The 12,308-nt window shown below is 72.6% G+C and carries 10 protein-coding genes and 1 pseudogene; 8 read left to right on the top strand and 3 right to left on the bottom strand.

Going from position 1 to position 12,308, the window contains the following annotated elements:
- Window positions 1-27 precede the first annotated feature (27 nt).
- The gene (locus ACGFW5_RS00135) at window positions 28-381 is read left to right on the top strand and encodes an MmcQ/YjbR family DNA-binding protein (RefSeq protein ID WP_393832333.1); all 354 of its coding nucleotides are present in this window, start codon (window positions 28-30) and stop codon (window positions 379-381) included.
- A gap of 76 nt (window positions 382-457) precedes the next feature.
- Here the strand turns inward: ACGFW5_RS00135 and ACGFW5_RS00130 are convergent, their stop codons facing one another.
- Window positions 458-1,897 (bottom strand): MFS transporter, encoded by a 1,440-nt coding sequence (locus ACGFW5_RS00130; RefSeq protein ID WP_393831865.1) that lies wholly within the window; start codon window positions 1,895-1,897, stop codon window positions 458-460.
- A 141-nt stretch (window positions 1,898-2,038) separates the two neighbouring features.
- Between ACGFW5_RS00130 and ACGFW5_RS00125 the strand changes: the two genes are divergently transcribed.
- The 7 genes from ACGFW5_RS00125 to era all read left to right on the top strand — a co-directional run bounded on the left by ACGFW5_RS00125 (window position 2,039) and on the right by era (window position 9,754).
- Window positions 2,039-2,860, top strand: a complete 822-nt coding sequence (locus ACGFW5_RS00125) for a helix-turn-helix transcriptional regulator (protein ID WP_393832332.1) — start codon at window positions 2,039-2,041, stop codon at window positions 2,858-2,860.
- A 109-nt stretch (window positions 2,861-2,969) separates the two neighbouring features.
- Window positions 2,970-3,695 carry a hypothetical protein gene (locus tag ACGFW5_RS00120; protein WP_393831864.1) on the top strand — a complete coding sequence of 242 codons (726 nt, stop codon included), beginning with the start codon at window positions 2,970-2,972 and terminating at the stop codon, window positions 3,693-3,695.
- Between the two features lie 43 nt (window positions 3,696-3,738).
- Window positions 3,739-4,083 carry a cytidine deaminase gene (locus ACGFW5_RS00115; RefSeq protein WP_393831863.1) on the top strand — a complete coding sequence of 115 codons (345 nt, stop codon included), beginning with the start codon at window positions 3,739-3,741 and terminating at the stop codon, window positions 4,081-4,083.
- 762 nt (window positions 4,084-4,845) lie between these two features.
- The gene (locus tag ACGFW5_RS00110; RefSeq protein ID WP_393831862.1) at window positions 4,846-5,328 is read left to right on the top strand and encodes a hypothetical protein; all 483 of its coding nucleotides are present in this window, start codon (window positions 4,846-4,848) and stop codon (window positions 5,326-5,328) included.
- 359 nt (window positions 5,329-5,687) lie between these two features.
- Window positions 5,688-7,007: a beta-xylosidase gene (locus tag ACGFW5_RS00105; protein WP_393831861.1), complete on the top strand. Its 1,320-nt coding sequence runs from the start codon at window positions 5,688-5,690 to the stop codon at window positions 7,005-7,007.
- 61 nt (window positions 7,008-7,068) lie between these two features.
- Window positions 7,069-8,091 carry a WxL protein peptidoglycan domain-containing protein gene (locus tag ACGFW5_RS00100; protein WP_393831860.1) on the top strand — a complete coding sequence of 341 codons (1,023 nt, stop codon included), beginning with the start codon at window positions 7,069-7,071 and terminating at the stop codon, window positions 8,089-8,091.
- A gap of 709 nt (window positions 8,092-8,800) precedes the next feature.
- Window positions 8,801-9,754, top strand: a complete 954-nt coding sequence (gene era, locus ACGFW5_RS00095) for a GTPase Era (RefSeq protein WP_393832331.1) — start codon at window positions 8,801-8,803, stop codon at window positions 9,752-9,754.
- A gap of 438 nt (window positions 9,755-10,192) precedes the next feature.
- On the opposite strand, the pseudogene ACGFW5_RS00090 reads toward era, so the two are convergent.
- Window positions 10,193-11,251 (bottom strand): annotated as a pseudogene (locus ACGFW5_RS00090) (serine hydrolase domain-containing protein); the annotation flags it as partial.
- A 139-nt stretch (window positions 11,252-11,390) separates the two neighbouring features.
- Complete coding sequence (locus ACGFW5_RS00085) at window positions 11,391-12,233, bottom strand: GNAT family N-acetyltransferase (RefSeq protein ID WP_393831859.1); 843 nt, start codon at window positions 12,231-12,233, stop codon at window positions 11,391-11,393.
- Between the last annotated feature and the right edge of the window lie 75 nt (window positions 12,234-12,308).

The raw sequence follows: 12,308 nt of genomic DNA, 5'->3' as shown, positions 1-12,308 counted from the left end.
CGGCAGCCGATGACATCGGGGCGCCGGATGACGCCCGGGCAACTGCGGGCGTTCTGCCTGGAGTTCAACGCCGTGACGGAGGAGTTTCCGTTCAACCCGGAGACCTCGGTCTTCAAGGTGCTCGGGAAGATGTTCGCGCTCACCGCGCTCGACGCGACGCCGCTGACCGTCAACCTCAAGTGCGACCCCGACGAGGCGGTCCGGCTGCGCGAGGAGCACCCCGCGATCGTGCCGGGCTGGCACATGAACAAGCGGCACTGGAACACGGTGGACGTGGCCGGGCTCCCGGACCGGATGGTCCGGGAGCTCATCGAGGACTCGTACGACCTGGTGGTCGCCGGCCTTCCGAAGTCCGAACGGCTCCGGCTCGACCGGGCCTGAGCGACTGGGGCGGCGCCCGCCTGAGCGCCCCGGGCCGAGCCTGTCTGGGCGCTCGGGGCCGGGCCCGCCTGGGCGCTCAAGCCCGCGCCCGCCCGCGCAGTCCGAGGCCGGCCGCCACCAGGACGGCCGCCGCGAGCACGATCACCGCGTCGATGGCGAGCACCGTACGCACCCCGTCGAACAGGGACGCCTGCGTGGTGGCGAGCACGCCGAGCAGCGGGATGCCGACGGTGAGGCCGACCTGCTGGGTGGTGGTGACGAGCCCGGTCGCCAGGCCCTGCTCCTCGTCCGGGACGCCGCTGGTCACGGTCACGCCGTACGAGATGATCGCGCCGAGGTGGCACATGCTGGCCAGCGAGATCGCGACGGTCGCGAGCAGGGCGCCCGAGTCGGTGCCGATGCCCAGCAGGGCGGCGATGAACAGGCCCTGTCCGAGCAGCGAGCCGACCAGGACGCGCCGGGCGCCGAACCGGCCGATGAGCCGGGCGGCGTACGTGCCGGCGAAGGCCGAGGCGATGCCCTGCACGCCGAAGACCAGCCCGGTCTCGAAGGACGAGAGGCCCAGGATCTCCTGGAGGTAGAGCGTCAGGACGAAGATGACCACGGACATCATCGAGAAGGTGACCAGGCCGCCCACGTTGCCCCAGGCCACCGTGCGGCGCCGCAGCATCGGCAGTGAGATCAGCGGCGCCGAGGCCTTCGACTCGACGACCACGAAGGCCACGAGCAGGGCGACGCCCACCAGCAGGGTGCCCCACACGTCCACCCCGCCGAAGCCGCGCTGGGCCGCCGAGGACAGGGAGTAGATCACCGCGAGCAGGCCTCCGGTGACGGTGACGGCGCCGGGCACGTCCAGGCGCGGCCGCTGCGGGGTGCGGGACTCGGGCAGCAGGCGCGGGGCCAGGACGAGTACGACCGCCGCGAAGGCCACGAGCAGGCCCATCGTGGAGCGCCAGCCCAGGGTGTCGGTCATGACGCCGCCGAGCACCATGCCGGTGGTGTAGCCGAGCGACAGCAGTGTGCCGGAGATGCCGAGCGCCTTGTCGCGCTGCGGGCCCTCGGGGAACGTCGTGGTCAGCAGGGACATGCCCGTCGGCACGATGACGGCTGCCCCGAGGCCCTGGAGCGCCCGCCCGGCCAGGAAGGACGCCGGGTCCCAGGCGAGGGTGGCCAGCAGCGAGGCCGTACCGAAGAGCGCGAGGCCGGCCAGGAACAGCTTCTTGCGGCCGAAGAGGTCGGCGACGCGGCCGAACAGGAGCAGGAAGCCGCCCGACGGCAGGGCGAACGCGGTGACCGCCCACTGGAGCGCGGACCGGCTCAGGCCCAGATCCGCACCGAGCGTGGGCAGCGCCACGTTCAGTACGGAGAAGTCGAGCGCGACCATGAACTGGGCGGCGCAGAGCACGAAGAGGACGAGCTTGGCCCGGCCGGTGAGCCGGGTGTCGCGCGGGGGGTGCGCGGGGGAGGGGGCCGCGGTGCCGGGCCCGGTGGCCGGGGTCTGTGAGTCGATCGCCATGGCCCTACCCTCGCCGCCCCGAACCGGCCGTGGAGAGTGGGAACTTATGCTGTTGGTGGCACCACCAGGCAGCCGACAGGGGGACATCTCGTGGTTACACCGATCGACAGGCACCGGCGCAGCGAACTGCGTGAGTTCCTGATGAGCCGACGCGCCAGGATCACTCCGGCGCAGGCCGGGCTGCCCGACGGCGGGGCCCGGCGCCGCACTCCGGGGCTGCGCCGCGAGGAGGTCGCGGTCCTCGCCGGGGTCGGGGTCTCCTGGTACCAGTGGCTCGAACAGGGCCGTGACATCACGGTGTCGCCGCAGGTACTGGACGCGGTGGCCCGAGTGCTTCAGCTGACCAGCGCCGAGCGCCGCCATCTGTACGTCCTTGCCGGGCTCAACCCGCCGGCCCCGGAGGTCGACCCGGCCCATGTCGACATGTGCCACGGCCTGCAACGTTTGATCGACGCCTGGATGCCGTTCCCCGCGCACATCATGGACGCGTACTGGAACACGGTGATGTACAACGACGCGGCCGCGCTCGTCCTCGGGATGCGTCCGGAGATCGTGCAGAACTGTCTGCTCGCGTTCTTCTCCGACCCCATCTACCGGTCCCGCGCCAAGCGGTGGGAGGAGATCGCCTGCAACGTCGTCGCCCAGTTCCGTGCGGCCTGCTCGGAGCGGCCCGACGACGAAGGATTCCAGGCGGTCGTCGAGCAGGCCAAGGAGCTCAGCCCGGAGTTCGTGGAACTGTGGGAGCGGCGCGACGTCCAGCCCGGCGGGCAGCTCCGCAAGGAGATGGAACACCCGGCCGTCGGCACGCTGCACGTCGAGGTGACCCAGCTGCGCGTCCCGGCCCGCCCCGACCTGGTCATCGTGCTGCACACCCCGCTGCCGAACACCGGCACCGCCGAGAAACTGGAGTGGCTGACCTCGCCGGAGGGCCGGCGCGGATCCATGTACCCGATCGCGGGCTGAGCCCCGGCCGGCCGGCTGCGGCGGCCCGTGGGCCCGGGGGCCGGGCCGCCGCATAAGCTCGGCGCGCACAGGTCATACACAACTTCGCATCCCGTGGGGGGATTTCCGCATGCCCGTTTTCGCCGCCACCTCCGTCAGACGTGCCACCGCGGTCGCTCTTGCCGCCTCGTCCCTGCTGTTCGCCGCCGCGTGCGGGGGCTCGGACAGCAAGAGTGACAAGGCCGCGGCGGGGAAGGACACGTCGGCGGCCCGCCCCTCGGCGTCCGCTCCGACCGGCGCGGCCAAGTCCGTCACCCAGGCCCAGCTCAAGGCCGCCCTGCTGACCGCGAAGGAAGCCCCGGCGGGCTGGCAGGTCGACCCCGAGGCCGGGGAGAGCGTGGGCAGCGCCGAGAACCGCGACTGCCAGATGTTCCTGAATCTGATGCAGAGCGCCCCCGACAAGATGGGCGCGACGGCCCGGCAGACGAGCAACTTCGACAACGGCGGGCAGCAGGTCTTCGCTTTCGACGGCGACAGGGCGACGGGCTACCTCAAGCCGTTCGACGCGTCCGTCACCGAGTGCGCGTCCTTTGTGGTGAACATGGACGGCGACAAGACTCCGGCCACGCTCAAGCCGTTGACCGTGGACAAGGCGGGCGACGAGGCCCACGGCTACGAGCTGGTCCTGGACATGGGCCCGGTCAAAATGGGCTTCGACACCTACGTGGTCCGCAAGGGCGCCGTGCTGAGCACGTTCTCGGCGAAGAGCAAGCAGCCGGTGGGGGTGGCGGCGCCGGAGTTCAAGACCGTCACCGCCACGGTGGCCAGGAAGCTGGATCAGGCGATCCAGGGCTGAGCCCCCGCGACCGTCGGGCCCGGGTATTCCTTATGCTCGGGGCATGACTGAGAGCACCGAACTCGACGCCGAGGACCGCAAGATCATCACGCTCGCCCGCAGCGCCCGGGCCCGCAACGGGGTGGCCGAAGGCGCGGCCGTACGCGACGAGACCGGCCGCACCTATGTGGCCGGCACGGTCGAGCTGCCCTCCCTGAAGCTCTCCGCGCTGCGGACGGCGGTGGCGATGGCGGTGGCGAGCGGGGCGACATCGCTGGAAGCGGCGGCGGTGGTCTCGGAGGCGGGGGCTCCTGCGGAGGCGGACGTGGCGGCGGTACGGGATCTGGGCGGGGCGGGGACGCCGGTGTACGTGGCCTCGCCGGCGGGGGAGGTGACCGGAACGTTCTGACCTCGCGGGGTTCGGCCCCGTCCGCCCACCCGCCCGCCCGTGCGGCTACTTGTTGGTGCAGCTCCCCGGGGCTCCGCCCCAGACCCCGTTCGGGCCTGAACGGCCCTCGTCCTCAATCGCCGGACGGGCTGAGGGGGACCATGCCGCCCGGCGTGGAGTAGTTCAGGGGCGCGGGGAACTGCGCGGGACGCGGGCACGGTCCGCAGGGGGAGGCGGGGTGCAGCCCGGCGGGCTGAGGGGGCCGATGCCGCCCGGCGTGGAGTAGTTCAGGGGCGCGGGGAACTGCGCGGGACGCGGGCACGGTCCGCAGGGGGAGGCGGGGTGCACCCCGGTGGGCTGAGGGGGACCGTGCCGCCCGGCACGGAGTTGTGAAGGGGCGCGGGGAACTGCGCGAGAGGCGGGCACGGTCCGCAGGCGGAAACGAGGCGCAGTCCGGCGGGCTGAGGTGGCCCATGCCGCCCGGCATGGAGTAGTTCAGGGGCCCCAACAATCAACGCGGCGCCCCTTGCAATCCCACACAGCCCGCGCATCAATGGACGACAGTCGAAACCGACGGACCGTCAGATCCCTGGGACGGACCGGCACGGGGTGCAGAGCCGCAACCCCGCACCGGAGTCGGACCCCCTCCGCGCCCCTGAGCGCAGCCCAGGCAGAGCCATGCCCGCACGCCCGCGCACCCGTGCACGTGGGCCCCTGGGCTGCCGCGCGGCGCGGGTCGACGACGCGGCAGACGTTCAACTCCCTGTCATGGGAAGGGGAATCATGCGTACAAGCAGCAGAAGGCCGGTCGCGCGGGCCGCGCTCGCGGTGGGAGCGGTGGCCGTCGCGGGCCTCGCCCTCGCGCCGAGTGCCGCCGCCGTCACGCCGACCACAGCGACCGCCACGTACGACTGCGGGGCCTGGGGCGGCGGTGGCGCCACGCTCACCGCGACCCAGAGCGGTACGGCCGCGACCGTCACGCTGACCTCGGCCGTCACCACCCCGATCGCCGTCGGCGCCAACCAGATCAGCGCGAACCTGACCCTCGCCAAGTCCGGAGGCGGCACCCGGGTGTTCAGCGGCAAGGCCAACCCGGCCCTGCCGGCGGGCAGTTCGGTCAAGATCGGCCCGTTGAACGGCACCGTCGCCGCCGGTGACAGCCTCAACTCGTACTTCGCCGGCACCGCCCTGAAGATGGTGATCTTCGGGATCACGGTGAACTGCGACGCGACGACCTCCCAGTCACCGGGCCCGTTCGTCTTCTGACGCGGCCCCGCTGATCCACGCGCCACCGCTTCACGCGTCACGCCCGACCTCACCGACGCGCGACCGCTCCACCGCACCGACGCACGACCGCACCACCGCTCCACGCAGGGATCTTCGAGCCGGTGCCGTCCCGGGCGGCGCCGGCTTCCGTATGTCCAGGGGCGCGCCCACTGCGCCCGCACCGCATGCGCGCGATCCGACCTGAACCCCCGCACAGACACTACGAACTTGACAGTATCTGATGGCCCATCAGTGAATGCGGCGGGATTCCATTGACTTCTTTTCGCGCCGAGCCGTCAATGGCCCCCTGTCGGCGCAGCCGAGCCGCGCTGTGCCACTTCACGAAGGGGGGCACGCCCATGTCGGAACGTCGAAGACGGCGTCTGGCCGCCGTACTGGGGGCGGTCGCACTCGCCGCGGGGACCGGCGCGCTCGCCGCACCCGCGAGCGCACTGGCCGCGACGCCCGTCGACTTCGCCACGCACTGCATCCCACCGGCCATCGCCGGCATCCCGCCCATCGACGGCACCACGAACGCGACCATCACCGTCGACAACGCGGCACCCAAGGTCGGCGACAAGGTCACCGTCACCTACACGGTGAACAAGCCCGCCGCCAGCAACCCCGTCGACATCGCCCTGCCGGCCGACATCATGACCCCGACCGGCAAGGTCGTCCTCGCGGGCGCCCAGACCGGCTCCGTGGACGTGGCGGGCCCCAAGAAGAACGACCCGGTGCCCGGCAAGGGCGCGTTCCCGGCGTTCTCCATGAGCGGCAGCTTCACCGCCACCAAGGCCGGTGCGATCACCCTGTCGCCCGGCGACTACAACATCCACACCAGCTACATCATGGAGCTGGACACCCCCTGCACCGTCACCAACCCGCCCGCGCCCGTCTCCGAGACGGTCAACGCCACGGACGGCGGGGGCCAGGTCAACGAACGCACCATCACGGCCGACCCGGCCGCGGGCAACGCCGGTGACCGTACGACCGTGACCGGCTCCAAGTTCACCCCGAACGCGGAGGTCACCGTCGCGGGCTGGAACGGCACCGCCACCACCGCCGACAAGATCACCTTCACGTCGGACGCCACCGGCGGCTTCACCGCCCGGCCGAAGATCACGGACCCGGCGACCACCGGGATCGTGGCCTACGAAGGGGCGGCCTGGGACCCGGCGAACGGCGCGGGCCCGGTGGCGTACACGGTCAACAGCGGCCCCCCGCCCACCGGACCGAGCCAGCAGCTCAACGCCTCGGTGACCGCGGGCACGCTGTCGATGTCCCAGGCCGGTGACAGCGTCGACCTCGGCGCGGTCGACTTCGGCAAGGGCGGCGCCTCCACCGGCGACCTGAAGACGGTGACGGTCCAGGACTTCCGCGGCGGCCCCGCCGGCTGGTCCCTGACCGGCAAGGTCACCGACTTCACCGGCCCCGGCGGCTCCATCGACGCCGGCAAGCTCAGCTGGACCCCCGCCTGTGCCACCAAGGCCGGCTCCCCGTCCGTGTGCGCCGCGGGCTCAACCGGAACCGTGGGCAGCGCGGGCGCGACCCTCGCCTCGACCCCGAACGCCGGGCTCACAGGCGGCGAGTTCACCGTCGACGCGAAGCTCTCGCTCGACGTGCCCGCGTTCACCCCGCCCGGCACCTACAGCGGCGTACTGACCCTCACCCTCACCTGATGTCCACCCGTGGGCCGGGCGCGCACCCGGCCGGCCCACCCGTCCCCGGGGGTCCCGCACCGTGCGCAAGCTGTCCGCACTCCTCCTGGCCGCCGTACTGGCGCTGCTCACCGCGCCCACACTCGCGCTGCTCACCGCGCCCGCCGTGTACGCCGCCGACAACGGCACCTGGTCCGTCTTCCCCGCGTCGTCCGGCACGTCCCAGCGCCCGTACTTCTATCTCGCCGCCGGCCCCGGTGCCACCCTCACCGACAAGGTGACGGTCACCAACAAGACGGCGGCGCCGCTGAGTTTCCGGCTGTACGGGGCCGACGCGTACAACACCGAGCGCGACGGCGGGTTCGCCGTACGCACCGAGAAGGAGAAGCAGAGCGGTGTGGGCGCGTGGGCGAAACCGGCGCGGAGCGCGCTCACCGTCCCGGCCCGCTCCTCGCTCACCGTGCCCTTCACCCTCACCGTGCCGCCGGACGCCGAGCCCGGTGACCACGTCGGCGCCCTGGTCGCGCTCGACGACCGCGTCAGTGCCGGGCAGGCCGGGAGCGGCAGGGTGGCCGTCGGTGTCCAGCAGGCCGTCGGCGCGCGGATCTATCTGCGGGTCGGCGGACCCGCCGTGCCCGCGCTCGCCGTCGAGCACGTCTCGCTCGCCCAGCACCGGCCGCTGGTGCCCGGCACGGGGGAGAGCCGCACCGACATCACGTACACGCTGCACAACCGCGGCAACGTCACGCTCACCCCGAAGGTCGACCTGAGCGCGACCGGACTCTTCGGCCGTACGCTGCTCAGCCGCGGCCTGACCAAGGTCCCCGCCGAGCTGCTGCCCGGACAGCGGGTCACGCTCACCGAGACCTGGCACGGATCTCCCCAACTGGACTGGGGCGACGTCACGTTGACGGCGAGCGCGAAGGGGGCGAAGGATTCCGCCGGGGCGTCGTTCCTGGCCCTGCCCTGGCTGGCGGCGGCTGTCCTGCTGGCCGCGGTCCTGGCCTTCACGGCTCACCGCGTGCTCCGCCGCCCTTCTCCTCGCGGGTGGCCGGGACAGTCTGCTCGCCGGCGCCTCACGTCGGCGGGTACGAGGCCCCGCTGAGGTCAGGGCCCGCCCCCGAGCCCCACCCGGCCGCCCCCGACCCCGGCCACAGCACCGCCGGGCTGTTCGGCGCGGGGCCGGCATGCGCGTCTTCAGCCCGTCCGGCGTTTGAGGACGAGCGCCGTTCAGGCGCGTTCGGGGTCTGGGGCGGAGCCCCAGGGTCCCCCGCCTTCCCGGTGCGGACCGTGCGTGGCTGGTGGCGCAGTTCCCCGCGCCCCTTGGCGGCACTGGTGCGGGGCGGCGTGGGCCTCTTCAGCCCGCCGGGCTGTTCGGTGCGGGGCCGGTACGCGCATCTTCAGCCCGCCGGGCTGTTCGGTGCCGGCCGGCATGCGCATCTTCACCCCGCCGGGCGGCTCGGCGCCGGGCCAGCATGGGCATCTTCAGCCTGTCCGGCGTTTGAGGACGAGCGCCGTTCAGGCGCGTTCGGGGTCTGGGGCGGAGCCCCGGGGGCCGCCGCCTTCGGGGGGCGGACCGTGTGTGGCTGGTGGCGCAGTCCCCCGCGCCCCTTGGCGGTGCTGGTGCCGGGCGGCATGGGCATTTTCAGCCCGCCGGGCTGTTCGGCGCCGCGCCGGCATGCGCATCTTCAGCCCGTCCGGCGTTTGAGGACGAGCGCGCTTCGAGGCGCGAAACGGGGGCTGGGGCGGAGCTCCAGGGGGCAAGTTGGCAGGGGCTGGGCGGCGGCGGCTCCGGGATCGGGGAGAATGGCGGCATGAGCGCTCGTACCCCTGCCGCTGACACCGCCGCCGAGACCACCCACCGGGCCGGCTTCGCCTGCTTCGTCGGCCGCCCCAACGCGGGCAAGTCCACCCTCACGAACGCTCTGGTCGGGCAGAAGGTGGCCATCACCTCCAACCGCCCGCAGACCACCCGGCACACCGTGCGCGGCATCGTGCACCGCCCGGACGCCCAGCTGATCCTGGTGGACACCCCCGGGCTCCACAAGCCGCGCACCCTGCTCGGCGAACGCCTCAACGACGTGGTGCGCACCACATGGGCCGAGGTCGACGTGATCGGCTTCTGCCTGCCCGCCGACCAGAAGCTCGGCCCGGGCGACAAGTTCATCGCCAAGGAACTCGCGGGGATCAAGAAGACCCCCAAGATCGCCATCATCACCAAGACCGACCTCGTCGACTCCAAGACGCTGGCCGAACAGCTCATCGCCGTCGACCAGCTCTCCACGGAGCTCGGCTTCGAGTGGGCGCAGATCGTGCCGGTATCGGCGGTCGGTGACGTGCAGGTCAAGCTCGTCGCGGACCTGCTCATCCCGATGCTGCCCAAGAGCCCGCCGCTCTACCCGGAGGGCGACCTCACCGACGAGCCCGAGCAGGTGATGGTCGCCGAGCTGATCCGCGAGGCCGCCCTCGAAGGCGTACGCGACGAGCTGCCGCACTCCATCGCCGTCGTCGTCGAGGAAATGATCCCGCGCGAGGACCGGCCCGCCGACAAGCCGCTTCTCGACATCCACGCCAACGTCTACATCGAGCGCCCCAGCCAGAAGGGCATCATCATCGGCCCCAAGGGCAAGCGTCTCAAGGAGGTCGGCATGAAGTCCCGTAAGCACATCGAGGCGCTGCTGGGCACGCCGGTCTTCCTCGACCTGCACGTCAAGGTCGCCAAGGACTGGCAGCGCGACCCCAAGCAGCTGCGCAAGCTCGGCTTCTGAGCGGGCCCGGCCGCGGGGGCGGGGCCTCGCCGGGAGGGCGGGCCCGGCCGTCTTCGGGGCGCAGCGCATCCCGATGTAGCAGCAGCGGGTGCCGTCCTGGAGGGTGGCGAAGACGACCGGCATCCAGTCCGCGCTGTAGGCGCCGGAGCCCGCGCCCGCGAACACCGTGTCCGTCACCGCCACGAGGTCCATCTCCAGCGGCGGCGAGAAGTCCTTCATGCCGCCGACGAACTCGTACAGCAGGTGCGGCCCGCCGTCCTGCCGCTCGGAGACGGTGATGCGAACGCCCTCACGCTCGTACGTGCCGGTGAGCGGCGTGAAGTCCACGGCGACCGGCTCGGCGGGCGGCCCGAAAGGGGCGGGCATCCCCACGCCCGCCAGCTCGCCGAGCAGCTCGGCGAAAAGCTCCTCGTACAGCCGGCGCGCGTCGCCGCCGTTGGTCAGGAGCACCACCGCCACATCGGCGCCGGGCACCACCCGCAGGAAGCCGTACTGGCCGATCGAGGCGCCGTCGTGACCGAAGCCCGGGATGCCGTTCCAGTCGTACAAGGTCCAGCCGAGGCCCCAGCCGTCCGCGTGGACGGTCCACTTGTCGGGGGAGTCGACCTCGCGGACCTGCATCGCGGCCACGCTCTCGGGGCTCAGCACCCGTGTCCCGTCGGGGGCGGTACCGCCCGCGAGGTGCATCCGGGCGAGCCGGGCGACGTCACCGGCGGTGGCGAGCACCCGGCCGTAGGGGCCCGCCGAGCGCGGCATGAGGTCCCAGGCGGGTGCCGGGGCGGGGTCCTCGCCGTACTCGCCGAGGTGCCCCATCGCGGTCCGGAACGCCAGTGCCTCCTCGGGCAGCGTCATGGTGTGGGTCACGCCGAGCGGGGCGAGCACGAGATCCTTGAGCGCCTGGTCCCAGGTGGTGCCGGTCAGCACCTCGACGATGCGGCCCAGCACATTGAAGCCGAGGCTGCTGTAGGAGCAGGCGCTGCCGGGCGGGCAGTCGAGTGCGACGCCCTTGGCGGCGTCGACGTACCGCTCGACGCAGTCGTCTCCCCGACCGGAGTCGAAGGTGAAGTCGCAGGTCAGGCCGCTGGTGTGGGAGAGCAGCTGCCGCGGCGTGATGGTCTGGCTCGCCGCTTCGTCGGCGACGGTGAAGTCCGGCAGCACCGTACGCACCGGTGCGTCCAGGTCGAGCTTGCCCGCATCGACCAGGCTCATGACCAGCGTGGCGGTGTACGTCTTGGCGAGGGAGCCGAGCTGGAAGACGGAATCGGTGGTGGCCGTCACCCCGGTGCCGGTGTGCAGCACGCCGCTGGCCAGCTCGTGGACCCTGCCGTGGGTGAGCACGGCGAGCGAGGCGCCGGGCACGTGATGTTCACGGCGCAGCCGGTCGAGCCGGGCCTGCCAGCTGTCCAGGTAGACGCGCTCCTCGGCGGAACCACTGGCCCCCCAGCCCCCTTCGGCGCGCCATTGCCCCTGCTGGTCCCAGCTCACGTCCGTCGACATCGGGTTCCCCTCCCGTAATGCGTACGCTGTTCTCTTACTGCGCACAGCGTACGCAGCGGGGTGTGCGCAGGGCAAGGGGGAGCGCCGCCGTGCTGCGGGACGAGGCCAGGAGAGGTACGTCTCAGCGCTTCAACAAACGTCAGGGAGCGGCGAGTTCGGCGATCAGTGCCGTACCCACCGGGCGGAAACCGAGACGTGCGTACATCCGGGCGACATCGGCGTCGCCCGCCGACAGGAAGACCGTCGCCACACCCGCGTCCCGCGCGTCGGCGATCAGCGACGCCGTCACCGCGCGCCCGAGTCCCCTGCGCCGCGCGGCCGGCAGGGTGCCCACCGCGACGATCTCCGTCACCGGACCCACCGGGTTGTGCATCCCGGAACAGAACGGCAGCCCGTCCTCGAAAGCGGCCGCCACCGCCGTGCGGCCCGCGCGGATCCGCTCGCCGACCTGCGCGGCCCGGCCGTCACCGGCCCGGGCGGCGATCGCCGCCGTCAGCTCGGCCGGCCCTGCCGGTCCAACTCCCGTACCGGGCGCGGCGAAGGCGAGATGCGGCACCACCAGGGCGGCGTGCAGCAGTGGATCGGCCGCCCCCAGCACGCGCACCAGGGGGTGCGGCTCCGGGGTGGGCGCCTCGGGGTCGAGGACCATCAGCGGGTGCTCGTGCACGGTGAGACCCGACTCCTCGACCGCCGCGCGCAGCCCCGGATTCACCTCGGCGACCCACTCGAACGCCTCGGGCGCACCGAGCGCACGCTGGCGGGCCCGCACCGCGTCCACATCCGCGGCCGCCACCGGCCCAGGATGGCCGAGGGTGGGCCGCGCATAGAAGGGCCAGCCCGCACCCTCCCTGACGAACAGGGTCAGCGCACCGAAGTCCTCGGCGCGCGCCGAACTCCTGGGCGCGGCATCGTAGTACCGCTCCAACGTGTCGAGCGGGGCGGAGGCGGGGGCGGAGGGTGAGGGCGGGACAGGCAGGCTCATGGTCCGCATCAAAGCAGCGCGGCGCCCCGCCCGCACCCGGCTTTGCGCGCAGCCCGCCCGGCCCGGCTCGCGCGC

Source organism: Streptomyces sp. NPDC048416 (assembly GCF_043200435.1).
GTDB lineage: Bacteria > Actinomycetota > Actinomycetes > Streptomycetales > Streptomycetaceae > Streptomyces.
The sequence above is the reverse complement of the archived record's forward strand: the minus strand, read 5'-3'. Positions and strand labels throughout refer to the sequence as shown.

What these genes read in the sequence shown, in the direction of transcription:
- ACGFW5_RS00130 (WP_393831865.1), bottom strand. Translation starts at nt 1,897, where the DNA reads ATGGCGATCGACTCACAGACCCCGGCCACCGGGCCCGGCACCGCGGCC.
- ACGFW5_RS00085 (WP_393831859.1), bottom strand. Translation starts at nt 12,233, where the DNA reads ATGAGCCTGCCTGTCCCGCCCTCACCCTCCGCCCCCGCCTCCGCCCCG.
- ACGFW5_RS00110 (WP_393831862.1), top strand. Translation starts at nt 4,846, where the DNA reads ATGCGTACAAGCAGCAGAAGGCCGGTCGCGCGGGCCGCGCTCGCGGTG.
- ACGFW5_RS00135 (WP_393832333.1), top strand. Translation starts at nt 28, where the DNA reads ATGACGCCCGGGCAACTGCGGGCGTTCTGCCTGGAGTTCAACGCCGTG.
- ACGFW5_RS00105 (WP_393831861.1), top strand. Translation starts at nt 5,688, where the DNA reads ATGTCGGAACGTCGAAGACGGCGTCTGGCCGCCGTACTGGGGGCGGTC.
- ACGFW5_RS00115 (WP_393831863.1), top strand. Translation starts at nt 3,739, where the DNA reads ATGACTGAGAGCACCGAACTCGACGCCGAGGACCGCAAGATCATCACG.
- era (WP_393832331.1), top strand. Translation starts at nt 8,801, where the DNA reads ATGAGCGCTCGTACCCCTGCCGCTGACACCGCCGCCGAGACCACCCAC.
- ACGFW5_RS00120 (WP_393831864.1), top strand. Translation starts at nt 2,970, where the DNA reads ATGCCCGTTTTCGCCGCCACCTCCGTCAGACGTGCCACCGCGGTCGCT.
- ACGFW5_RS00125 (WP_393832332.1), top strand. Translation starts at nt 2,039, where the DNA reads ATGAGCCGACGCGCCAGGATCACTCCGGCGCAGGCCGGGCTGCCCGAC.